General features: G+C 44.9%; 15 protein-coding genes. 11 read left to right on the plus strand and 4 right to left on the minus strand.

Features of this window, described 5'->3' with window-relative positions; all coding sequences use genetic code 11:
• Positions 1 to 121 precede the first annotated feature (121 nt).
• Positions 122 to 763 (plus strand): Bax inhibitor-1/YccA family protein, encoded by a 642-nt coding sequence (locus tag AC1DLI_RS30200; protein WP_477608739.1) that lies wholly within the window; start codon positions 122 to 124, stop codon positions 761 to 763.
• A gap of 52 nt (positions 764 to 815) precedes the next feature.
• Here the strand turns inward: AC1DLI_RS30200 and AC1DLI_RS30205 are convergent, their stop codons facing one another.
• Complete coding sequence (locus tag AC1DLI_RS30205; RefSeq protein ID WP_477608741.1) at positions 816 to 1,007, minus strand: hypothetical protein; 192 nt, start codon at positions 1,005 to 1,007, stop codon at positions 816 to 818.
• Between the two features lie 130 nt (positions 1,008 to 1,137).
• Between AC1DLI_RS30205 and AC1DLI_RS30210 the strand changes: the two genes are divergently transcribed.
• Positions 1,138 to 2,943, plus strand: a complete 1,806-nt coding sequence (locus tag AC1DLI_RS30210) for an ABC transporter substrate-binding protein (RefSeq protein ID WP_477608743.1) — start codon at positions 1,138 to 1,140, stop codon at positions 2,941 to 2,943.
• Between the two features lie 242 nt (positions 2,944 to 3,185).
• Here AC1DLI_RS30210 and AC1DLI_RS30215 read toward each other — a convergent pair whose 3' ends face one another.
• Positions 3,186 to 5,066, minus strand: coding sequence for a PAS domain S-box protein (locus AC1DLI_RS30215; protein WP_477608745.1), 1,881 nt, complete (start codon positions 5,064 to 5,066; stop codon positions 3,186 to 3,188).
• Between the two features lie 87 nt (positions 5,067 to 5,153).
• Here AC1DLI_RS30215 and AC1DLI_RS30220 point away from each other — a divergent pair, with 87 nt between their 5' ends.
• The 7 genes from AC1DLI_RS30220 to AC1DLI_RS30250 all read left to right on the plus strand — a co-directional run bounded on the left by AC1DLI_RS30220 (position 5,154) and on the right by AC1DLI_RS30250 (position 15,935).
• Positions 5,154 to 7,898, plus strand: a complete 2,745-nt coding sequence (locus AC1DLI_RS30220; RefSeq protein ID WP_477608747.1) for a PAS domain S-box protein — start codon at positions 5,154 to 5,156, stop codon at positions 7,896 to 7,898.
• Between the two features lie 70 nt (positions 7,899 to 7,968).
• Positions 7,969 to 8,871, plus strand: a complete 903-nt coding sequence (locus tag AC1DLI_RS30225) for a LysR family transcriptional regulator (protein WP_477608749.1) — start codon at positions 7,969 to 7,971, stop codon at positions 8,869 to 8,871.
• Positions 8,872 to 8,980: 109 nt separating this feature from the next.
• The gene (metE, locus tag AC1DLI_RS30230) at positions 8,981 to 11,269 is read left to right on the plus strand and encodes a 5-methyltetrahydropteroyltriglutamate--homocysteine S-methyltransferase (protein ID WP_477608751.1); all 2,289 of its coding nucleotides are present in this window, start codon (positions 8,981 to 8,983) and stop codon (positions 11,267 to 11,269) included.
• A 343-nt stretch (positions 11,270 to 11,612) separates the two neighbouring features.
• Positions 11,613 to 13,433, plus strand: coding sequence for a rhamnogalacturonan lyase (locus AC1DLI_RS30235; protein ID WP_477608785.1), 1,821 nt, complete (start codon positions 11,613 to 11,615; stop codon positions 13,431 to 13,433).
• Positions 13,434 to 13,598: 165 nt separating this feature from the next.
• Positions 13,599 to 14,108 (plus strand): GyrI-like domain-containing protein, encoded by a 510-nt coding sequence (locus tag AC1DLI_RS30240; RefSeq protein WP_477608753.1) that lies wholly within the window; start codon positions 13,599 to 13,601, stop codon positions 14,106 to 14,108.
• A gap of 17 nt (positions 14,109 to 14,125) precedes the next feature.
• On the plus strand, positions 14,126 to 14,644 hold the full coding sequence (locus AC1DLI_RS30245) for a GyrI-like domain-containing protein (protein ID WP_477608755.1): 519 nt from the start codon (positions 14,126 to 14,128) through the stop codon (positions 14,642 to 14,644).
• Positions 14,645 to 14,804: 160 nt separating this feature from the next.
• The gene (locus AC1DLI_RS30250; protein WP_477608756.1) at positions 14,805 to 15,935 is read left to right on the plus strand and encodes a WD40/YVTN/BNR-like repeat-containing protein; all 1,131 of its coding nucleotides are present in this window, start codon (positions 14,805 to 14,807) and stop codon (positions 15,933 to 15,935) included.
• An 84-nt stretch (positions 15,936 to 16,019) separates the two neighbouring features.
• On the opposite strand, the gene AC1DLI_RS30255 is transcribed toward AC1DLI_RS30250, so the two are convergent.
• Complete coding sequence (locus AC1DLI_RS30255; protein WP_477608787.1) at positions 16,020 to 16,841, minus strand: pentapeptide repeat-containing protein; 822 nt, start codon at positions 16,839 to 16,841, stop codon at positions 16,020 to 16,022.
• A gap of 423 nt (positions 16,842 to 17,264) precedes the next feature.
• The gene (locus AC1DLI_RS30260; protein ID WP_477608758.1) at positions 17,265 to 18,425 is read right to left on the minus strand and encodes a family 8 glycosyl hydrolase; all 1,161 of its coding nucleotides are present in this window, start codon (positions 18,423 to 18,425) and stop codon (positions 17,265 to 17,267) included.
• A gap of 328 nt (positions 18,426 to 18,753) precedes the next feature.
• On the opposite strand from AC1DLI_RS30260, the gene AC1DLI_RS30265 reads away from it, so the two are divergent.
• The gene (locus AC1DLI_RS30265; protein WP_477608760.1) at positions 18,754 to 20,958 is read left to right on the plus strand and encodes a methyl-accepting chemotaxis protein; all 2,205 of its coding nucleotides are present in this window, start codon (positions 18,754 to 18,756) and stop codon (positions 20,956 to 20,958) included.
• 404 nt (positions 20,959 to 21,362) lie between these two features.
• Positions 21,363 to 22,226 (plus strand): multicopper oxidase domain-containing protein, encoded by an 864-nt coding sequence (locus AC1DLI_RS30270; RefSeq protein ID WP_477608789.1) that lies wholly within the window; start codon positions 21,363 to 21,365, stop codon positions 22,224 to 22,226.
• The last annotated feature ends 8 nt before the right edge of the window (positions 22,227 to 22,234 follow it).

The following is a 22,234-nucleotide window of genomic DNA, read 5'->3' on the forward strand; positions in this document are numbered from 1 at the left end:
ACCTGGCTAAGATATGCAGCATTTATTTGAAAGCTATTGAGATTTGTAATGCCTCTTTTTAATCGCTGACATTCATGATATTATGGGGACTAAATCATATTGTTACGAGGAGAAAGAGAAAATGAGCTATAGTCAATCAAGCGGTTATGGCAAGCCCATGCAAAAGCTAATGTTAACCTTTTTCTTTGCTTTGCTTGTTTCCATCGGCGGGATGTACTTAGGGACGCTGCTGCCCGCTTCCGCAAGAATCCCATTGTTTGTAGTAGAACTTGCTTTAATTATCGGCATTATGTTTTTGCGCAAATCAAAAGTTGTCGGGTATTCGTTAATGTACGCCTTCATGGTTGTATCGGGAGCCACGCTGCAGTTTGCCATTGGTTATTACATCGCCACGATCGGTACCGCAGTCGTCTTTCAAACCGTAGCTGTTGCCGTACTGGTGTATGCCGGTTTAGCCATCTACGCGACCTATTCGAAAGAGGATTTTCGATTCCTTGGCGGATTTCTATTCGCCTCGTTAATCGGTCTTATCGTACTTGGGCTCATTCAGTTTTTCGTTCCGTTTGTAGGCGTCATGGAGACGGTGTATGCAGGCTTTGGCTTGCTAATATTCATCGGCTATACGTTGTATGATTTCAGCCGGATGTCCAAGGAAGGCTTCGATGAGAGCGAAATTCCATTGATGGTCGTCAATATCTATCTTGATTTGGTCAACATCATTTTATATGCGCTGCGATTTGTGAAATCATTGCTGGATGACTAATATAACAATCAAAAAGGCTAATCTCCTATAAAGAGACTAGCCTTTTTATTTTTCAGCGAGATGCGGAGGCATCATGCGAATCCTCCTTCGCTGTATCTGCAATCCTTCGGCTGGAGAATAATCTTCTGAAAAAAGATGCTTTAGGCTGATCCCCTTCAACAAATTCTCCTCTTCGCACCCTAACTTCCCATTCTCGTTCATGGTCTTCCCACAATTTTTCGGCAATATAATGATTTACCAGCATGTTCGTTTCCTCCTTCGACAATGTGTTTCTTATGTCTTTATTATGCGGTCGCGAAAAGGGGATAAAAAGAGTATAATCAAACTCATAAATTTCCCCTTTTATTTTAGTTTGAAGGCAAGGAGGTCGCCTATTGCTTACGAATGAACGTTATTTATTGTTATATACGAAGTTTGCCGGAGCAGAAGGGACAGGAAATGCGATTGAAGTCTCGCTGGATCAGCTGGCCGAAACCTTATATTGCACACCGCGAAATGTGAAGCTCATCCTAAGAAAGCTGGAAGAGGAGGGCTTAATCGAATGGATCGCAGGGAGAGGGCGCGGAAATCGATCACAAATTACCTTCCTCGTCGCAAAAGAGAAGGAACTGCTTGCACTCGCTCAGCAGATGGCGTTGAAAGGCGAATATAAGCACGCTTTCGAAATGATTGAAAGGTTTAGCACGGGCACAAATGTTAGAAGCGAATTTATCGAATGGCTGAACGGACATTTTGGTTATCGTACAGAGCAAATAAACGAAGTGGAATCAGATATCCTTCGCCTTCCGGTGTACAGGCCGATTTTGACGCTGGATCCAAAGGAACTGTATTATTCTTTCAGCGCGCATATGATCAAGCAGCTGTTTGATTGTTTGGTTCAATATGACCGTGAAAAAGCGAGGATCGTGCCTGCGCTGGCTCACGCCTGGGAGCATGATGCAAGCGGAAGGGAATGGACCTTCCATCTTCGCAAAGGAGCTCTGTTTCATCACGGCAGGGAGCTCGTCGCTGAGGATGTCGTTTATACACTTAATCGACTGCGCGGCAGCAGCGCTTCAGGCTGGTTTGTCCGCTCGATCACAGCGATTGAAGCAAAGAACCAGCGGACCGTGAAAATAATATTGGAGAAGCCTAATTGGTTGTTCCCGAGATTCCTTTGTGCACCCGGTCTATCGATCGTGCCTCATGATCTGGTTGATCAAGATGAACAATTCTGGAAGCATCCTATCGGTACGGGGCCGTTTAAGTTCGCAGAATGGACGGCGGACCGATTTACGATGCAGGTTAATCCGAATTATTATGGAGAGCGGGCCCATCTTGACGGTGTTGTCATTGTCATGATGCCGGAGGATACGATTGAATATTCAAAAAGCTGGGAGCAGCTGTTGGTTGACCATGACTTAAGAGATATTAGGCCCGAGCAAGGGTGGCAGAAAATCGAATCGGTATGCAATGGCTGCAGCCTATTGACTTGGAATATGGGGAAAGAAGGACCGCAGCAGTCTCCTGCCTTTCGGAGAGCGGTTGATCTTCTTGTTGACCGTACCCGCATGATCCGAGAGCTGGGTGAGGATCGCATGTATCCCGCAAGAGGATTTCATCCGAACGATTTATCGGCGAATTGGCAGGATCAATGCGAATTCGAGCTTGCCGCCCAGCTGATTGAGGAATCCGGTTATGACGGCTCAACGATACAGATCTGCACATATGGTATTCATGAGCAGGATGCTTTGTGGCTGAAGTGTCATCTGGCTGACTTTGGAATCAACATTATCGTGCAAGTCGAGACCTGGGAATCGATTAGAGAGCCGGACGTACTCCAAAGCGCGGATTGTCTCTTATATTGCGTCGTATTTGCGGAGGATGAGGTTTGTTTAATCGAGCTTTATGAGCAGACCGGAAACTTTCTTAGAGAACATTTGGATCCGAGTCTCCGCGGCTGGGTAAAGGATAAAATTGATGAAGCATTGGCTTGCCAAACGGCGGAGGAACGCTGGAGTCATCTGCTTGAAATTGAAAATAAGCTAAGGGAGGACACACTTGTCCTCTTTCTGCTCCATAAGAAACTGAACACCTTCTATAATYCAAACATAAAAGGGGTAGGCGTAAATTCGCTCGGCTGGATCGATTTTAAGGATATATGGCTTGAACATGCTGTTGAAGCCCAAATTAAGGTGTAATCCACTTTTTATATAAAGCTAGGCGGAGGAAGAGAGCGTATCTATGCTCTTCCTCTTTTTTCATGTACAGGTCAATAAGGATTCAGAATACGGCAGCGTTGGTAATAATAGCGATGAGTAAAATATTGATTCGAAAGGGGCATACGGGATGAACTGGCGATACTTTTCGGTGTTTTTTCACATAAAGCATCGATGGCTCCGTTCACTGCTTCGGTTATGACACTTGCGCTGCGGGGGTATTATTACAAAATATTATTCAATGCGCTTAGCAATTCAGTCCGTCGAATGGGTTTACTTATATAACCGTCCATTCCTGCCGCCATACATTTTTCTTTGTCTTCCGTGAAAGCATTTGAGGTAACGGCAATGATTTTAGGCTGTTTTTCTTTTGAAAAGGTTTGTCTGATGGTTTGGGTTGCTTCTATGCCATCCATAATCGGCATTTGGATATCCATCAACACAAGATCGTATGCTTTCAATTCGAATGCTTCCAATACTTCTAAGCCATTCGTTACGACATCTGCGTTTATTCCTTCTTTCTGCAATAAATGAATAAGCACCTTCTGATTAATCTCATTATCCTCCGCAATCAGGACTCGAATAGAGCTCCGATCGCTAGCTGCGTCAAACGCTGCCAATTCTTGTTGGCTGGTCCAGCTGTCTGCTGAATGTGTTGTAATGGTGAAAACGAAGGTTGCTCCTTGTTGAACAGGCTGAGCCCAAATTTCTCCGCCCATAAGCTCAACAAGGTTCTTGCATATAGCAAGACCTAAGCCGGTTCCTCCAAATTTCCGGGTAGTAGAGGAATCTAATTGCGAAAAGGGCTTGAATAACAATCCCATTTGATCGCTTGGAATACCGATCCCTGTATCTATCACTGTAAAAAGCAGCTGATATTGATTCGGATCGATTCGTTCCGTTAAATCAACACGTAAAGAAACGCCGCCGGTATTAGTGAATTTGATTGCATTCCCTATCAAATTGATGAGAATTTGTCTTAATCTAGTCATATCGCCCACGACTTTTTGCGGCAAATCCGGATCCAATACATATTTCAAATCTAAGCGTTTATCTGCAGCCAAACCGGATAGCAGATCAAAGGTTTCTTCAATGCAAACGGCTAGATTAAAAGGCAGCCATTCCAATTCAACATTTCCTGAATCGATTTTGGTGAAATCCAGAATATCGTTGATGATCGCGAGTAAAGCGTTTTCGCTTTTTGAAATATGCTCCATATACATTTGTTGTTCAGAGGATAGTTCCGTATCCTTTAACAACTGCGTCATACCCACGATCCCATTCAAGGGAGTCCTTATTTCATGGCTCATCGTTGCGAGGAAGAGACTCTTGGAACGCGCGGCCGCTTCAGCTGCTTCTTTCGCCTGTACAAGTTCCCTCTCAGAGAGCTTTCGTGATGTAATATCCCTTACGAATGCGCTGAAGATATAGGTATCTCCCCATGGTATGGGGGATACGGTCAATTCAACAGGAATAAGATAACCCTCGCGATGAAGAGCTGACAGTTCAATCCTTTTGTTAAGGATACGTCGTTCTCTAGTCTGTATAAATCGGTTTAGTCCTTGCTGATGTCTTTCACGCATAGCTGGGGGGATTATCAGATTGGCAAGATTACTCCCGATAGCTTCCTCTGATAACCAACCGAACTGGGCTTCTGCTTGAAGGTTCCATTCGATAACCATACCGTCGTGATTCATAACAATGACCGCATCCAAGGCGTTATCGGTTAAGGAACGATATCTGTTTTCCATATCGGCAAGTGTTGCTTTCTTCTGGTTTCTGCCGCTAACTTCGTGTAAAAGGAGCACTAGCGCGAGCAGACTGCCATCCTCATCCTTGATGGAAGAAGCTGAGACAGAGATAGGAAAACGGTCTCCGTTTTTATTAATGAGGAAAGTATCACGATAGGGTATATATTCAGAATCACCCGATATCAGCTGCTCCAACGGGTATTCCGGAAGAATGCTTTGGATCTGGTTTCCGATTAACTCTTCTTCAGTGAATAGGAGGAAATTGAAAATAGATTTGTTGACATTTCTAATTTTCAAAGAGGGTGAAATGACGATTGTAATATCTCCCCAAATATCAAAATGCTTTTGGCTCATTTATTTCGCTCCTTCCAGCTATCACCATTAAAATTATACACTCTTTTGTTCCTCGAATAACATGTGACTTATTAATAAAATGATTAAATGATTAATGGCTTTAATTTTCTTTTACATTCATTTAAAGTAAGTATACTAGAAAGTATTAAATCAATTGGTATTCATATAAAGGGATACTCCCGATTGGAGGGGCTTTGTTTGCTAAATATGAACGAACGGCATGATGTCTTTGCACAGCTCTATACGCATGCTCCAATTGGCATTGCCTTGGTGTCGCCAGAGGGAAGATTACTAAATGCCAATCCCCTTGCTTGTGAAATCCTAGGTTATTCGGAAGAGGAATTAAGGGACAAAAGCTTCATGGACATCACGCATCCCGATGATATTGAAGCAAATCTGGATTTTAGAAGAGAAGCTTTAAACGGCGGATCCACTTTTTACAAAACAGAAAAAAGATGCATACATAAAAGCGGAGATACCGTATGGGCTTCTATTCATGTTTCCTTAGTTCATGATGAAACCAATCAAAACCCTTTATATTTTATTACTCATATTATTGATATCTCAGAGAAAAAGGCGATCGAGCTTGAATTGCTGGAAACGAAGGAGCTTCATGATCTTATTGCCTGCAATGTACTTGACCTTATATCCTATAACACCCCAGATGGCGTTACCCAATATATTTCGCCTTCTGTCCGTGATTTGCTAGGGTATGAGCCAGAAGATCTCATTGGGAAAAATAATTTCGAGTACTACCATCCAGATGATTTGAAAGAAATGTTAACATCAACCTATATGGATAACGATGTTATAACTTATCGCGTACGCCATCAAGACGGTCGATATATATGGTTTGAAACTACATTCACTACCATTAGAGATGAACAGGGAAGCGTCCAGAAAGTAATAGGTATCGGACGTGATATTACCGAACGGAAAAATTATGAGGACAACTTGAATGAAGCACAAGATATTGCGTCTCTTGGGAGTTGGGAGTGGGATATTCCTAATGATAAGGTTACCATGTCCGAGTATTGTTATAAAATCTTCAATAGAAGCAGTAATCACTTAATCTCGAACGATGATCTCATCCAACTCATTCACCCCGAAGATCAACAGCGTTATCGGGATTGCTTTATGGATGCAATGAAAGGGGAGGAATTTAATTACGAATTCCGAAATTTACAGCCCGATCAATCTATTAAGTATTTAAATATTCGCATCTCCGTTAAGTTTGACGAAAACGGCTCTCCGGTAAAAGTACTAGGAACAACGCAAGATATCACAGAACGCAAAAAAGTGGAGTTATCGTTGGAAGAAAGCGTTCAACGTTATACCTCCTTAAAAAAATACAACCATGATGCCATCATATCCCTTGATTTGAAAGGCTGTATTATTAATAGCAACGCAGTCGCGGAACACCTCATAGGATTCCCTATTAAACATATGGTTGGGATGAGTATTTCAACATTTATCGGTGAGGATAATCTTATTAAAATATTATCGGAATCCAAGGACCATGTTTTAGTTGAAAGAAATATTAATAAGTTTAAACATAAATTCGGTCATTTCGTCGAGGTCTTAACTACGATTGCGCCTATTATAGTCAATAAGGAAACAGTCGGTTATTACATTATTGCCAAAGATATTACCGAACAAAAAAAGCTGTTAATTGCGAAAGAAGCAGCAGAGAAAATGAACAAAGCAAAAAGCGAGTTTTTGGCCATGATGAGTCATGAAATCCGAACACCGATGAACGGCGTTATCGGCATGACCGATTTACTGCTCCAGACGACTCAACTTGACGAGCAGCAAACAGAATATGTGAAGATTATTAACAAGAGCGGTGAAGCTCTGCTTGCCCTCATCAACGATATTTTAGACTTATCGAAAATTGAATCCGGCAAGACAGTATTGATGAATGAACCGTTTCAAATTAGAGAAATTATCGCAGAGACGCTTGATATTTTTTATCACAAAGCGCTTGAGAAGAACTTGAAATTGAACGTAAATGTTGACGCGGATGTTCCCGAAATTGTAAATGGCGATTCCAACCGTCTTAGACAGGTACTAATCAACCTTGTTAGCAACGCGGTTAAATTCACTTTTTACGGAAGCGTTACCGTATCCGTGCAAAATATATCCGCTGACAAAGACCGGGTACGGTGCCAGTTCACAATAAATGATAGCGGCATTGGGATTCCTGCAGAAAAACATGAGCATTTATTTGATCCATTTTATCAATTAGAGCATTTTATGACCCGCAAGCAAGAGGGCAGCGGGCTCGGCTTAGCTATCAGCAAAAGGCTTGTGGAGCTCATGGATGGACAAATTTGGGCAGAATCTGTTGATGAAACCGGCGCAACCTTTCGATTTAACGTTTACTTCCGTAAGGAAACCCGAAAAGATTCCGTGCGGCAGGAAATGACGAACTTGGACGATCAAATGGACGCAGAGGCATTAAAAGTTTTGATTGCGGAAGATAATGAAATCAATCAACTGGTATTAATAAAAATGCTGGACAAGCTCGGTTATTCAGCCAGTACCGCCGGAAACGGAAATGAAGTGATTCAAGCTTTGGCCTATGCGTCGTATGATATTATTTTTATGGACATAGAAATGCCTGAAATGAACGGATTGGAAGCAACGAAGGTGCTGAAAGAGACCTTGGCTCCCAATGTTTGTCCGTACATTATCGCAGTAACATCGAATGCCTTAATTGGCGACCGCGAAAAATACTTAACCGCGGGAATGGACGACTACCTCAGTAAACCGCTCACTCTCGGCGCCATTTCCGGCGCGCTGGAGAAATTTCAAACGATTAGAAAGTAAATCTATAACAAGAAGAATGGATGCTGCCGCGTCCATTTTCTATATACAAGTTTAGAGAGGACGTATATTAATGACTCTTCAGCAATTAAAATATGTGATAGAAGTTGCAAACAGAGGCTCCATTAACGAAGCGGCTAAGCGCTTGTTTATTTCGCAGCCAAGCCTATCCAATGCAATCAAGGATTTAGAAGATGAGATGCAGCTTGCCATATTCGAGAGATCCAATAAAGGAATCTCACTTTCGAAGGAAGGCGTTGAATTCTTAAGCTATGCGAGGCAGGTTGTCGAGCAAGCGGAATTACTGGAGAGCAGGTACCTCAATGCCAAGCCGTCACCGCAGCATTTTTCGGTTTCGACTCAGCATTATGCCTTTGCGGTTAATGCTTTTGTAAGTTTGATCCAGGAATTCGGTCAGGATGAATATGAGCTTTCATTGCGCGAGACCAAAACTTATGAAATTATTGAAGACGTCAAAAACATGCGCAGCGAGATCGGAATCTTATATCTGAATGAGTTTAATGGGAAAGTTATCAATAAACTGCTCAAAACCGCAAATTTACAGTTTAACAGCTTGTTGACGGCAAAGCCGCATATTTTTATCAGTATTAAGAATCCGCTCGCCAAACAATCCATCGTGACCATTGACCAGCTGCAAAATTATCCATACCTCTCCTTTGACCAAGGGGAGTATAACTCGTTTCACTTTTCGGAGGAAATTCTCAGCACGATGTCACATAAGAAAAGCATTCGGGTAAATGACCGCGCAACGCTATTCAATCTGTTAATTGGGTTAAACGGATATACCATATCGACAGGTGTATTAAGCGCTGATTTGAATGGAAATGAAATCATACCAGTGCCTTTGGATTGCGAGGAAACGATAAATGTCGGATGGATTTCCCATAAAAACGCTTCACTTTCGAAGCTCGGGACCGCATATATCGAAGCGCTCAAAGAAGCAATTCCCCTATAAAAGCTTGGATATAGCCAAAGGCTATGACTGGATATAGTTTAATCCAGTTACGCTATACCTGCGAATCCGTGTTATCTTTCTTGTAACAAGTTGCAGAGGAGCTTACAAGATGATAAAAAGCAGTGTTTTGGGATATCCACGTATAGGTGCAGATAGAGAATGGAAGAAGGCGCTCGAAGCGTTTTGGTCAGGAAAGCTGGAAGAGTCGGAATTCCACCTTCAGCTGCAAGAGATTCGTTTAAACCATTTGCGCAAGCAAAAAGAGAAAGGAATTGACCTAATCGCGGTCAATGACTTCAGCTATTACGATCATATACTCGATACCGCAGCAATGTTTGGCATTATTCCGAAACGCTTTCCATATGCAGGCGGTGCCGTTCCCTTGTCACTTTATTACGGCATTGCCCGTGGAACGAAGGATGCTACAGCAAGTGAAATGACCAAATGGTTTAACACCAATTATCACTACATTGTGCCTGAGCTGGATGGTGCAGCCCCAGTACTTACCGAAAATAAACCATTGCTTGCTTATCGTGAAGCGAAGGAAAAGCTTGGTATCGAGGGCAAACCAGTAATCGTCGGACCGTTAACTTTTCTGAAGCTGTCCAAAGGCTATAACAAAGCAGAAACAGATGCATGGCTCGGACGATTGCTTCCGCTTTATATACAAATTCTTCAAGAGCTTGCTGCCGAAGGCGTGCAATGGGTACAAATTGACGAACCGATACTCGTTACGAAAGTAAGCGCGGACGACTTGGCTAGACTAAAAACCATCTATGAGGCGTTTGCGGCAGCCGCACCAGGATTGAATATTATGCTGCAAACCTACTTTGAATCAGTAGAGAACTACAATGAGATTGTCTCGCTGCCAGTCAAAGGTATAGGCTTGGATTTCGTTCATGGCTTATCCAGCAATCTATCCTCCATTAAAACGCTGGGCTTCCCTGAAGACAAGGTTTTGGGTGCAGGAGTTATCGATGGCCGCGGAATCTGGAAAGCTTCACTTCGCGAAAAACTCGCACTTATCGCTGAGCTTACTGAACTCGTAACAGATAACCAACTGATCGTGCAGTCTTCATGCAGCTTGCTGCATGTTCCGGTAACCGTGAAAAATGAGCAGAAGCTTGAAAAAGAACTGCAGGAGGCTCTCGCATTTGCGGATGAGAAGCTGGAAGAACTAGTTCTTCTCACGAAAGCCATAACGCAAGGCGCGACTGAGTTTGAGGGTGAGCTTGCCGAAAATAAACGTGCCGTTCAAGCATTGAAGCAATCAGGCGAGCGTAATCGAAGCGACATCCAGCAGGCTGTTGCCGCGATTAGCTCTAAGCATCCTGAGCGCAGCCTGCCTTTCTCTGAACGTCATGCAGCGCAGCAGCAGAAATGGCAGCTGCCAATTTTCCCAACGACAACCATCGGAAGCTTCCCGCAATCTGCTGAGGTTCGTAAAGCCCGCCAGCAATGGCGCAAGGGTGAATGGAACGATGAGCAATATGCTGGATATATCCGTGATCAAATCGATCTTTGGATTAAACTGCAAGAGGAAATCGGGCTTGACGTGCTAGTGCATGGCGAATTTGAGCGCACAGATATGGTTGAATTCTTTGGTGAGAAGCTTGCGGGCTTCGCGTTTACGCAATATGGTTGGGTACAGTCTTATGGATCCCGCTGTGTGAAACCGCCAATTATTTTTGGAGATGTAGCCTTTGAGGAAGCAATGACGGTTGAGGAAACGAAATATGCGCAGTCGAAAACAGATCGTCCCGTTAAAGGTATGCTGACAGGTCCGATTACCATTATGAATTGGTCGTTCGTCCGCGATGATATTTCCCGTGAGCAAATTGCATACCAGCTCGCTTATGCGCTAAGACAAGAAGTAGAGGCGCTTGAGCAGGCAGGAATCGGCATGATTCAAGTCGATGAGCCAGCCGTCCGCGAGGGCTTGCCGCTTAAGGAAGAAGACCAAGCCAATTATCTCGCATGGGCTGTCAAAGCTTTCCGGATGACGACGTGCACGGTTCAGGATACGACGCAAATCCATACGCATATGTGTTATTGCGAGTTCCATGACATGATTGATTCCATCGAGGATATGGACGCCGATGTTATCTCGATTGAAACCTCACGCAGTCACGGCGAGCTAATTCACAGCTTTGAGCTGAACACGTACAAGCTTGGCATCGGTTTGGGCGTATACGATATCCATAGTCCCCGTATTCCCCGCGTAGAGGAAATGACGAGTATGATTGACCGCGCTTTACGCGTACTCGATCCAAAGCTGTTCTGGATAAACCCAGATTGCGGACTCAAAACTCGCGGTTACGAGGAAACGGTTGAATCATTGCGGAACATGGTCGAAGCAACGCAGATCGCTCGTGAGAAGCATACTCAGACAGTTTAATACTTAATGAATAAAGCAGTCCTTGCTGAAGGGACTGCTTTATTTTGTTTAGTGCAATTTTCACTTTATATAAAAATTTGGACATTTTAGAAATCAACTAAAAAGTCTGATTTTCGAACAAGATATCTGATTTTTAATGTAGGCATTCGAATAAAGTGCGTCAATAATGAGGTTGACGGCATTGGACTAACCAGTCTCTGTGGACTCTATTTCATAGTGGGGAGGTGAATAAGGCGGCTGCGACCCCTTCATGGTAAGCGTTTTCTTTTGAGATCAAAAAGTGATTGGAGGAATGAAAATGTGTATAAAATTGCATCATTTGCTGCGTTCCGCGGCTATCGTTATGTTTGTGCTTACGTTGCTCATGCCAACCGTTATACCTGATCAGACGGTTCATGCCGCCGCGGCGCGACAAGCCGAGAAGCTAAACCGAGGCGTAGTCGCCGTGAAGGTAGCCAGCGGCGTATTTGTAAGCTGGAGACTGCTCGGCACGGAGGATTTATCCGTATCATTTAACTTATATCGCAATGGAACGAAGATAAACGCAGCTCCGATCACGAACAGCACTAACTATCAGGATACGGCTGGTACTTCCTCTTCGAGTTATTCGGTACGAGCCATCGTGAATGGTACGGAGCAGGCTGCTTCACCAGCGGCAAGTGTCTGGAGCAATTCTTATTTGGATGTTCCGATCCAGCAGCCCGCTGGAGGGACGACGCCGGATGGGGTGAGCTACACTTATAACGCCAATGATGCCAGCGTTGGCGATTTGGACGGTGACGGGGATTATGAAATTGTTATGAAGTGGGACCCTTCGAATGCCAAAGATAACTCGCAAAGCGGATACACAGGCAATGTTTATTTGGATGCTTATGAGCTGAACGGTACCCGGCTATGGCGAATTGATCTCGGGCTCAATATCCGAGCCGGCGCTCATTATACGCAATTTTTGGTATATGATTTCGACGGAGACGGCAAAGCCGAGATCGTTACCAAAACGGCTGACGGCACGATTGACGGAACTGGGGTTACGATAGGCAGCGGAAGCGCGGATTATCGTAATTCGAGCGGTTATATTTTGTCAGGTCCGGAGTTTTTGACCGTTTTCTCGGGACAAACGGGGAAAGCGCTCACCACGATTGATTATGTGCCACCAAGAGGCACCGTTTCCAGCTGGGGCGATAATTACGGCAACCGCGTGGATCGTTTTCTAGCTGGCGTAGCTTACATTGACGGCGTGCGGCCAAGCATCATTATGGCAAGAGGCTATTATACGCGTACCGTGGTGGTTGCTTTTGACTGGAGAAACGGAAGCTTAACGAGAAAATGGACCTTCGACAGCAACAGCTCTACGAATGGGGGAACAGCAGGCCAAGGAAATCATAGCTTGAGCGTGGCCGATGTGGATAGTGACGGTAAGGATGAAATCGTTTATGGCGCTCTAACGATTAATGACAATGGCTCATTGTTATATAATACCAATCTAGGTCATGGGGATGCCCTTCATGTCAGCGATTTAAACCCCAATCGATCCGGAATGGAAGTATTTAAGGTAATGGAAAGCACTAGCTCGCCATATGGGGCCGCGGTATGGGATGCTGGAACGGGCTCGATCCTCTGGGGAGTTCAGACTGGTCAAGATACAGGCCGAGGCATGGCAGCGGATATTGACCCGAATTATCCGGGTGCTGAGGTATGGGCGAGCAACAGCGTTGGTTTATATTCAATTACTGGCGCCAAAATCAGCACCTCCACGCCATCGATCAATTTTGGCATATGGTGGGATGGTGATTTATCACGGGAGCTTCTTGACGGCATTAAGGTCGATAAGTGGAATCCGGCAGCGAATCAATCCAGTAATTTGTTGACAGGAGTAAGCGTGGCCTCCAATAACGGAACAAAAGCAACGCCATCCCTGCAGGCCGATTTGCTAGGTGATTGGCGTGAGGAAATAATTTGGCGTAAATCGGATAATTCTGCGCTGCGAATTTATACAACCACGTATGTCACCAGCTCCAAAATCCATACTCTGATGCATGATCCGGTATATCGTTTATCCATTGCATGGCAAAATGTGGCCTATAATCAGCCGCCTCATACGGGTTACTTTTTAGGAAACGGGATGTCTTCCTCGCCCAAGCCTGAAATTTATACAACGCCTTGACGGGTGTGATTTGCGGAACAAGACCAATCCCTTTGCGGGTTGGTCTTGTTTTATGGCCAATGGGCAGAAATAGAACATAAACCCTATACCATAATGTGGTAATATGGAAATGCATCATATGAAAGCCGAATCAATCAGTTTAGATTAAGGAGAGATGGATCGATTATGATTATTGAAACCAAAATCATCGAGAAACCTGCCTTTCACGTTGTTGGCATCACCGAGACCATTCATTTTGATTCTTCATTGCCCGCCTCTGAAAACGCCATTGCCAAGCTTTGGGCACGATTCGGCAGCCGCATACCGGAAATACAAGGCCAGCTGGGCTGGCGCAGCTTTGGATTAATGCTGCAAAATCCAGACAATCCGCCGGGAGCTCCGTTCGACTATACCGCTTCCGTACAAATTAATCAGGATGGTGACATTCCTGAGGGCATGATAAGCATTGAAGTACCAGCTGCGCGTTATGCTGTGCTTACTTTTCGAGGACAGCTTGACGGGATAAGCGATGCTTTCATGCAATTCTGGGGACATTGGCTGCCAAGCAGTACCTACGAATATGACGGGGGCATACACACAGGCAAATACGAATTTGAATTTTATGACCAGCGTTATACGCAGCCAGGCGATCCGAATTCCGAGATTGACTTATATTTTCCAATACGGGCGAAATAGAATAGGAGACGGTTCGTATGCAAGAGTCCATTGTTGTTGATTTGGTAGAGGTTGCGCCTTTTAAAGCGTTGGCAGTTCGGACAAGCATGACACCGGACAAGAGCGGAACCAGAGTCGCGTGGAGCATGCTTACAAAACATATATCTCTCGATGATGCGCGTTTGGCAGCTGGCCCGAAAGCTTATGTATTCATCCCACAGCAGCAATGGAACAAGGAGGTCGATACGCTATGGGTTGGCCTGGAGGTTCGCGAGTTCGGTTCGGTGCCGGAAGTCGTCGAGAAGCTGGAGGTAAGCGGAGGATTGTGTGCGAGCGCCCGCGTGCTTGGGAACGAAGCGCATATGTGGCGTGTTTATGAAACCATGTTCTCGTGGCTAGAGCAGTCGAAGGACTATGAGCTTGATCGTCGACAGGGCGTACTCGGCATGGAGACCGTACCCATGGAACCGCTAAACGCTTTGACGATCCCTTATCAAGCTATCGAGACCTTTAATTTCAACATGCTTTATCCAGTGCGAAGGAAGCTTGGAAGTTAATGAACAAGTGACTTCTATCCTGCTTAACTTTCCGAGATGAATCTTTTTCTTTCTGTTCCTCCCGTTAAGCAACCTTATACCCTTCGGATTCGTTTGGATCCAAGAAGGGTATTTTGTTGTATACATGTCTAAACTACAACGGAGAGGCAGGAGGAAAAAAATGAGATCATTGAAACTAAAATCAGGAATTATAGCAGCGGTGCTTGCCATTGGAATCACTGGGACGATTCCACTTTCGCATGCTGCGGGAGCAGCTAGTGCCAAAGATTTATTTATAGGTACGCCCGCCGGAGATTCAACTTACCACTTCAGCGATATTGAATTTCTAAACGCGACCACAGGTCGTGCAGCAGGTAACGGTTTTCTAATTGGCACCTCGGATACAGGCTCATCCTGGCAGTCGATCTACAAGGGTACGTGGCAGTTTACCCAGCTTGATTTTATATCCAATACGACCGGATGGGCGTTGGCGAAATCCTCTTCTGCGGGAACAAATGCTTTAATTCATACGACAGACGGCGGAAGCAGCTTTACAAAAATTCCAATGGGTTCTCTCGCGCTGGAACGGATTAAGTTTACAGATACGAAAAACGGCTTCGGTTATACAAGGGCATTTGCTTACAAAACATCGACAGGCGGAAAAACATGGACGAAAATCTCAACACCTGCTAATACCCGTTACGCAGAATTTGCTGACGTGAAGCATGGCTGGGCACTAATCATTGTACCTGGGTTTGGCTACAAGCTTTCCAGAACAACGGATGGCGGCGTGAATTGGTCAACAAAACTAACCGTGAAATCAAGTGAGGTCAGCGGGGGTGGAATTTACACTAACGGCAGTCAGGTCTGGGCGAGATTTAACGGAGGCTTCGGGATGTCTCAGCAATCCTATTCGCTGTACGCTTCTTCTGATAACGGATTAAGCTGGCGCAAGGTGATAAGCCAATCCACAGCCGGAGGCGGAGCTGCGCCGGGAGGAGCAGTCGGCGTTGTTCAAGTAGGGCCCGCTTCACCTGGCGGTCATTCCAGCAATTTGGAGCTGGTTGATGGAGCAGCGATACTGGGTGGTTATTCTCCAGCAGGTGAAGTTATCGGGGTCGGCCGTTCATTGGACGTTGGAAAGACTTGGGTAAATCACAAAACGATTAAAGGATTTGAGTCCGTCATTTCGTTTACGAGTAAAAATCGAGGCTGGATGGCTGATACAAGCTTGTCTTCCCCTGCATTGTATGGAACAACGGATGGCGGCAAAACCTGGTCAAAGAAACTCACTATTCCGAGTAACGAATGATAATGTTGGTACGATTGTTAAGGCTGATCACTTTTATGTGATCAGCCTTTTTTCTTGAGCATTCTCATGAATATCTCAAAAAGATTAGGCAGACCAGTGTGATGGGCGGGTTAACGCTTTAGGCAGCTTAGTACCGGAATCGCCTTTCGCCGCATTGAGCTGCGATTGGGTAAGAAAGATGCTGCCGGTGAGGTCAGCACCTCTGACGTCTGCATCACGGAAATCAGCTCCGATAAGGTCAGCTGCTCTAAGATCAGCGCTTCTTAGGTCTGCTGCAATAAGATAAGCGCCTCTCAGGTTTGCGCCTCTAAGATCTGCTTTTCTGAGATTAGCCCCCATGAGATCAGCTCCTCGGCCATAGGATTTCTGGCGCTTTGCCGTCACTTTCAGCTGAAGCAGGGCATCGGCTCGCACGAGCTCGCTAGTCCTTAGGAGAAGAGCATTGATTTCAGCTCGTCTTGCTGTAATATCTATCTCAATAATAGAGCCCGGACTAAGTAGAGTTAGATTTTCTACCTCCTCAAGCGCAGCGTGAAGATCATCATGAATGGGCCTTGCAGGTTGCAATGTCACTGCTTCTGTCAAATAATAGAGAAGCTCATGGAGCTGCCGCATAATCTGGAACACTTCAAGCATCAATTCGGCTGATTCTGGAGTACTGCGCCAGTCGCGACCTTTAAAGGTGACATAGGAAACTTTTTGGCCTGCTCCGAAGCAATCGTATACCGTGCAGCCTCGAAAGCCTTGTTTTCTGAGGCGATTGTGAATGCCGCACCGGAAGTCGGCTTGCAGGTTTTGGCAAGGCTGTCCGGCATCTTTGTCAATAGCGAAGTCTACTGAAGCAGAGAAGGGGAGAGCTACACAGCACAGGCCAAAACATTTCTCGCAATCTCCTAGCAGACTCATAGCTTTTTCGGATAATTTAACAGAATTATTGTCTATCTCAGGCAACTCATAACCTCCTAAATCACTGCCTATATAGCAAGGCATACGGTGATCATATTATTGTTAAAATACAAGCGTAAACGGCTGTCGCCGTCCTCAGTGGCAAAAGCTATCGTTTCGCGGAGATATATAAGCACATTTATAAGTGAAAACTTATAAATTCTTATATATTGAAAAATGAGATACTCTCCATCCATATATTATAACTGATCATTTTCCCCGTCAATTCATGGTGGTGATCTAAATCAGCAGCGAATGAAATTTCAATATATAAACAGTAAAGCAAAAAAAAAAGGGACTCAGCGAAATGCTAAGTACCTTTTCTGGGAAAGAAGATTGCTGAACAGCTTGTTTCATAGGAAGAACGGAGGCAGCTAAACCTTATTACGAAGGGTTTTCTTCAGGCATCCACATCCTGAAATTGCCGCTCAATGCGAGCATAGCGAACAAATAAAGACAATTGTCGTAGTAGCGGCGAACACCCGTGCGAAGAGGGGTATTCCATAGCAAGTCAACGCTTGCTTTTGCATTCGGACCTGCGGGAGCCGCGAGGGAGGCCATCGCATTTGTTGCCAATAAACCAACGGGATGCAGCGATTTTTCATCAAACGGTTCGCCCGCAATCGTATAGCGTCTGTAATCAGACGGGTCAATACCCGCGAAAAACGCTTGAATCCGGTTAGCCTCTTCGTACTGCCATTCATCGACGCCGAACCATTCAGAATCCAGTCCAATATTGGCGGCTACACGATAAGAATCGCTGAAAAAATGGCCATAGCCTCGCTCATCGTTTGGAGTTCCGTCATAATGGGCATATTCAGGCGCCAGTCCTGTAACGGGATGGCATGACAGCTTCAAATACTTCCTGCTCGCATCCGCCGCTTTCTTCCAAAAGATGCGGTCAACCGGATTTGCCCATAGTGCAAACAACTCGTAAAAGTGGGGCAAATGGTAGGAAGGGTCGGAATAATCACAATTGGGTATGAATTTAATCAATTGATTGGAAGGCTCCCACATTGGGCTGCCATCGTTATTTTCACCCTTATGGACGCAGCTGTGAAGCAGGCTTCGCGCCTGATTTCCGTAATCGAATGGCGCCAAGCCATCACCCCAGCGATGCGAAGCGAAGAAAAGGGCTAGCGCGAAATATTCTTCACCGTCCGGAGCCGGACCGTTTGATCGCCTAGACCCGTCGGTATTGCAGGACCAGGCAAAATAACCGGCATTTTCGCCTTCGTTCATGTACATGTAAGTCATCGTCCATTTCCAGATACGATCAAAAATATCCTTACGATCCATCTGGACGGCCATCATCATCCCATACGACATTCCTTCTGTGCGGACATCGATATTTCCGGTATCCAGCAAATAGCCCATATCGTCTCCGGATTCGAAATAGATCCGCGTGCTCTCATCACCGTAAAACAGCTGCTCCCACGTCTGTTCGACACGCGCATGGATATCCTCATTCTTATAGCCGTATTCCATAAATAGATTCCTATAATTCCCTGTATAATAAGCGCCTGTTCCCTGTTTAAGCAACATCGTATAATCCCTCCTATGATAGTAATCCGGTTAAGCTTTCTTTTAATTTTCGCCTATCAATGAACATAACCGCTTGCATTATGGTTCAACAAAAACTTTACCTTTTATTAGATTGGGTGCCTACCCTATAAAGTTTACAGATTACTTTAAATAGTATAGGACTTCACAAACATCGTTTGCTCGGCATAAGGTTCTGCTTAAATTTTAAAACCAGATCAAAATGAAATAGACGATCAAAAAAAAACAAAAGATATATGCTGTTTTTTAACGTAATTTAGAAGGATATGGATGTGTTTTCACTGACAATAATAAAGGCGGTATCTTCCCAATGACAAATTCAGAAAAGAAACAAGCAAGAAAGTTGGCGTATTCAATAGGTTCAAAGCTTGCGAAAGCAGATGGCGACGTTAATGCTGAAGTGCAAACGGGCAGTCAAGCCGACTCGAACACCTCAAAGACGTTTTCTGGAACGTTGAAGGATTCTAAGCTGGCTAATCCGTATAAATCCGTTGGAATGAAGCTTTTCGCAATTATTTTTTGCAGTATTATCGCGTGTGTCATGACTGTTGGCTTAATAGCTTATGCAAAAGCGAAAGAGATCGTCGAAGGAAAGGTATCGGAAGCAAGCTTTCAAACGGTTAATCAAGTCGCTAATAATCTGGATATTATATTTAGGACTTATGAGGATTTATCCATGCAAATCATGATTGATGAGGATTTTCATGAACAGGTCAGGAAAGTGCTGGCTAGCGATTCTGATTATAATAAATCCGTAGCTGCAGGCAAGCTCAAGGATAGATTGCGAAACTACGTGACGGGAAACGTCTCCATTAGCGGTGTGATATTAATTCCATTGAATTCTAAGCTATCTGCTGTAAATGTCGGGACTGCTCAAGCTAACCGGTCGGAGATTTTAAAAGAAACACAATGGTTTAAAGAGGTCATTGAAAGGGATGGGAAAACACTTTGGATTCCGCCACAACCTGATGGATTGGCTGTTTTGCCGGCACCGCCGTCGATCGGTATGAGTCGTCTAATCAAAGACAAATTGACGAATCAACCCTCTTACGTACTCTTAATGGAAATTCACCTCGCATCGATTAACAAGCGTTTCGAGGATGTGGTGCTTGGTCAGGGCAGCGAAATGGCGATTCTAGATTCGAAAGGCAATTACATTGCTGCATCCGAACCGGAGCTGATCGGTAAACCCGCCAAAGTAAGCCTGCCAACGGAAGGAGATTCCGCCCTGAACGGCTCACAAAAGGCGGCATCAACGAACGGTTCGGATGTGCTTGCTGCATATACCACATTCGATACGATGAACTGGAGACTTCTCGGCACGGTTTCGGTTAAAGAGCTTGTAAGGGATGCAAAGGCGATCCAAACGCTGACTTGGATAACCGTACTTATTGCTGCTCTAATCGCCGTAGCGATCGGCGCTTTAGTAATCAAGACGATTGCGCAGCCGCTTGTAAAGCTACGAAACCTTATGAACGAAGGTGCTGGCGGCAATCTGACCGTCCGCTCCAGCCTCAACAAGCGCCATGATGAAATCGGAGAGCTGTCGGAGAGCTTCAACCGGATGATGACCCAAATTCAAATATTGGCCAAACAGACTACACGTTCCTCAGAAGACGTACTGCTGACGGTAGCGGATCTGACGGAAGCCTCCCGTAAAACGGCTCTATCAGCCAAGGAGATAGCGGTCGCGACAGAAGAAATTGCAGGCGGCGCGTCCAGCCTGGCAGTAGAAGCAGAGCGCGGTACTGATCTAACAAGCCACATAAATATGCAAATGAAAAAGGTTATTGAATCCAATCAAGTGATGGTGCGATCAGCGAACGAGGTTGAAAAGGCGAGTGGGCAGGGCATTTCTTATATGGGCATTCTCATACAAAAGACGGGAATAACCGAGGAAATGACCCGCTCCATGGTCGAGAAAGTAGATGCGCTCAAGGATAGCACCGGATCGATTGTAAAAATACTAGAAGTACTCAATAATCTGACAAAGCAAACGAATATTTTATCCCTAAACGCCACGATCGAAGCAGCGCGCRCGGGAGCAGCAGGCAAAGGGTTCATGGTAGTTGCAGACGAAATCCGCAAGCTTGCTGACCAGTCGCGTCAATCCATTGATATCGTTGGACAGATTATCGAAAAGATCAGAGGCGAGATCGATGAGACGGTACAGGTGCTGTCAAACGCTTATCCTTTGTTCCAGGAGCAAATTGGATCGGTTAAGGAAGCGAATCAGATTTTCTTGTCCGTGCAGGGTCAAATGGGGCAATTTGCTGAAAAGCTTGAGCTCGTGACAGCATCAATTAGCCAGCTTGACCATTCGCAAGGAGTATTGGCAGATGCGATGACAAATGTGAGTGCTGTGGCGGAGGAATCGTCGGCAACTTCCGAGGAAGTTGCCTCACTTAGCACCGAGCAGCTTAGCATAAGCGAAGGTTTAGTTCGCTTGTCCGAGAAGTTGGATGCCGTTTCTCGTGAGCTAAAAGCAAGCTTATCCCAATTCCTGATTAAATAAGTAAACATGAAGAAAGATAGGAAGAAGAGCCCTTCAGCAATTTCTGCTGAAGGGCTCTTTTGAAAAAAACACTTTACATAGAGCCCACTGTATCATATATTCTAATCAGATTGAATGTTTCCTTTGGTAAACATTTTGTCCTACGGTAAAATAAAATTTTTTTATTAAATATTTTGCGTACAGGCAAAATATTTTCCTTTTATTAACATGGGGGTGGATGGTTCATGGCATTGGATCCGAATCGGCAATTTTCAAGGAGAAGCATTCTTAAAGTCGGAGCGGCAGGCATATTGGGTGTTCTGGGCAGCAGTTTTTTAAATACAAGTGCACTATTCGGAAAACCTGCTCAAGCAATGGGAAAGGAAGAAATGCATCATTCGCTTAAAAATCAGATGAAACATGGGATGGCGCATGGTTATGATCCGGGAACCGATTCAACCTCGGGACTAGAAGCTGCGGTTAAGGCGTTAACTTCCTTTGATTACGGCGTTGTAAGCAAGTCTCCTGATGGCAGGACGATCAGAGATTACGAAATTCAGGCATGGGATGGCGAAGTGGAGATAGCGAAAGGAATCAAATTTCCGGGATGGACGTTTAACGGCACGATTCCGGGACCGACATTGCGTTGTACGGAAGGAGATATTGTACGGATCAAGTTCGGGAACGGTTCAGCGCATCCTCATTCCATCCATTTCCATGGCATTCATCCGACGAATATGGATGGATTGGAGCCTGTCCCATCGGGACAAGAATTCGTATATGAATTTGAAGCAAAACCAGCAGGTCTGCAACCCTATCACTGCCATGTTCCTCCGCTGGCCAGACATATTCATAAAGGTCTCTATGGTCATTTCATCGTTGATCCTAAGAAACCAAGGAAACAGGCCAAAGAATTAAGCATGGTTATGAATGGCTTTGACTTGGATTTAGATGGCGAAAATGAGGTATATACGGTCAACGGCTACGCATTTGCTTATCAATCCAGACCTATAAAAGTGAAAACGGGAGAACTTGTTCGAATCTATATAAGCAACATGACAGAATTTGATCCTATTAATTCCTTTCATTTACATTCCAATTTCTTTCATTACTATRCGACAGGTGCTGACCCGGACGCGAGGCCGCAATATACGGACACGATCATGCAATGCCAGGGGGAAAGAGGCATCATTGAAGTAACGTTTCCAGCACCAGGAAAGTATATGTTCCATGCTCATCAAAGCGAGTTTACGGAGCTCGGCTGGATGGGATTCTTTGAAGTCGGATAACAAAAGGG

Source organism: Paenibacillus sp. 01T443, assembly GCF_056398325.1.

Coding starts and splice junctions, on each gene's coding strand:
- metE (WP_477608751.1), top strand. CDS start 8,981: ATGATAAAAAGCAGTGTTTTGGGATATCCACGTATAGGTGCAGATAGA.
- AC1DLI_RS30225 (WP_477608749.1), top strand. CDS start 7,969: ATGACTCTTCAGCAATTAAAATATGTGATAGAAGTTGCAAACAGAGGC.
- AC1DLI_RS30220 (WP_477608747.1), top strand. CDS start 5,154: ATGATTAATGGCTTTAATTTTCTTTTACATTCATTTAAAGTAAGTATA.
- AC1DLI_RS30245 (WP_477608755.1), top strand. CDS start 14,126: ATGCAAGAGTCCATTGTTGTTGATTTGGTAGAGGTTGCGCCTTTTAAA.
- AC1DLI_RS30235 (WP_477608785.1), top strand. CDS start 11,613: ATGTTTGTGCTTACGTTGCTCATGCCAACCGTTATACCTGATCAGACG.
- AC1DLI_RS30215 (WP_477608745.1), bottom strand. CDS start 5,066: ATGAGCCAAAAGCATTTTGATATTTGGGGAGATATTACAATCGTCATT.
- AC1DLI_RS30205 (WP_477608741.1), bottom strand. CDS start 1,007: ATGCTGGTAAATCATTATATTGCCGAAAAATTGTGGGAAGACCATGAA.
- AC1DLI_RS30255 (WP_477608787.1), bottom strand. CDS start 16,841: ATGAGTCTGCTAGGAGATTGCGAGAAATGTTTTGGCCTGTGCTGTGTA.
- AC1DLI_RS30260 (WP_477608758.1), bottom strand. CDS start 18,425: ATGTTGCTTAAACAGGGAACAGGCGCTTATTATACAGGGAATTATAGG.
- AC1DLI_RS30200 (WP_477608739.1), top strand. CDS start 122: ATGAGCTATAGTCAATCAAGCGGTTATGGCAAGCCCATGCAAAAGCTA.
- AC1DLI_RS30250 (WP_477608756.1), top strand. CDS start 14,805: ATGAGATCATTGAAACTAAAATCAGGAATTATAGCAGCGGTGCTTGCC.
- AC1DLI_RS30240 (WP_477608753.1), top strand. CDS start 13,599: ATGATTATTGAAACCAAAATCATCGAGAAACCTGCCTTTCACGTTGTT.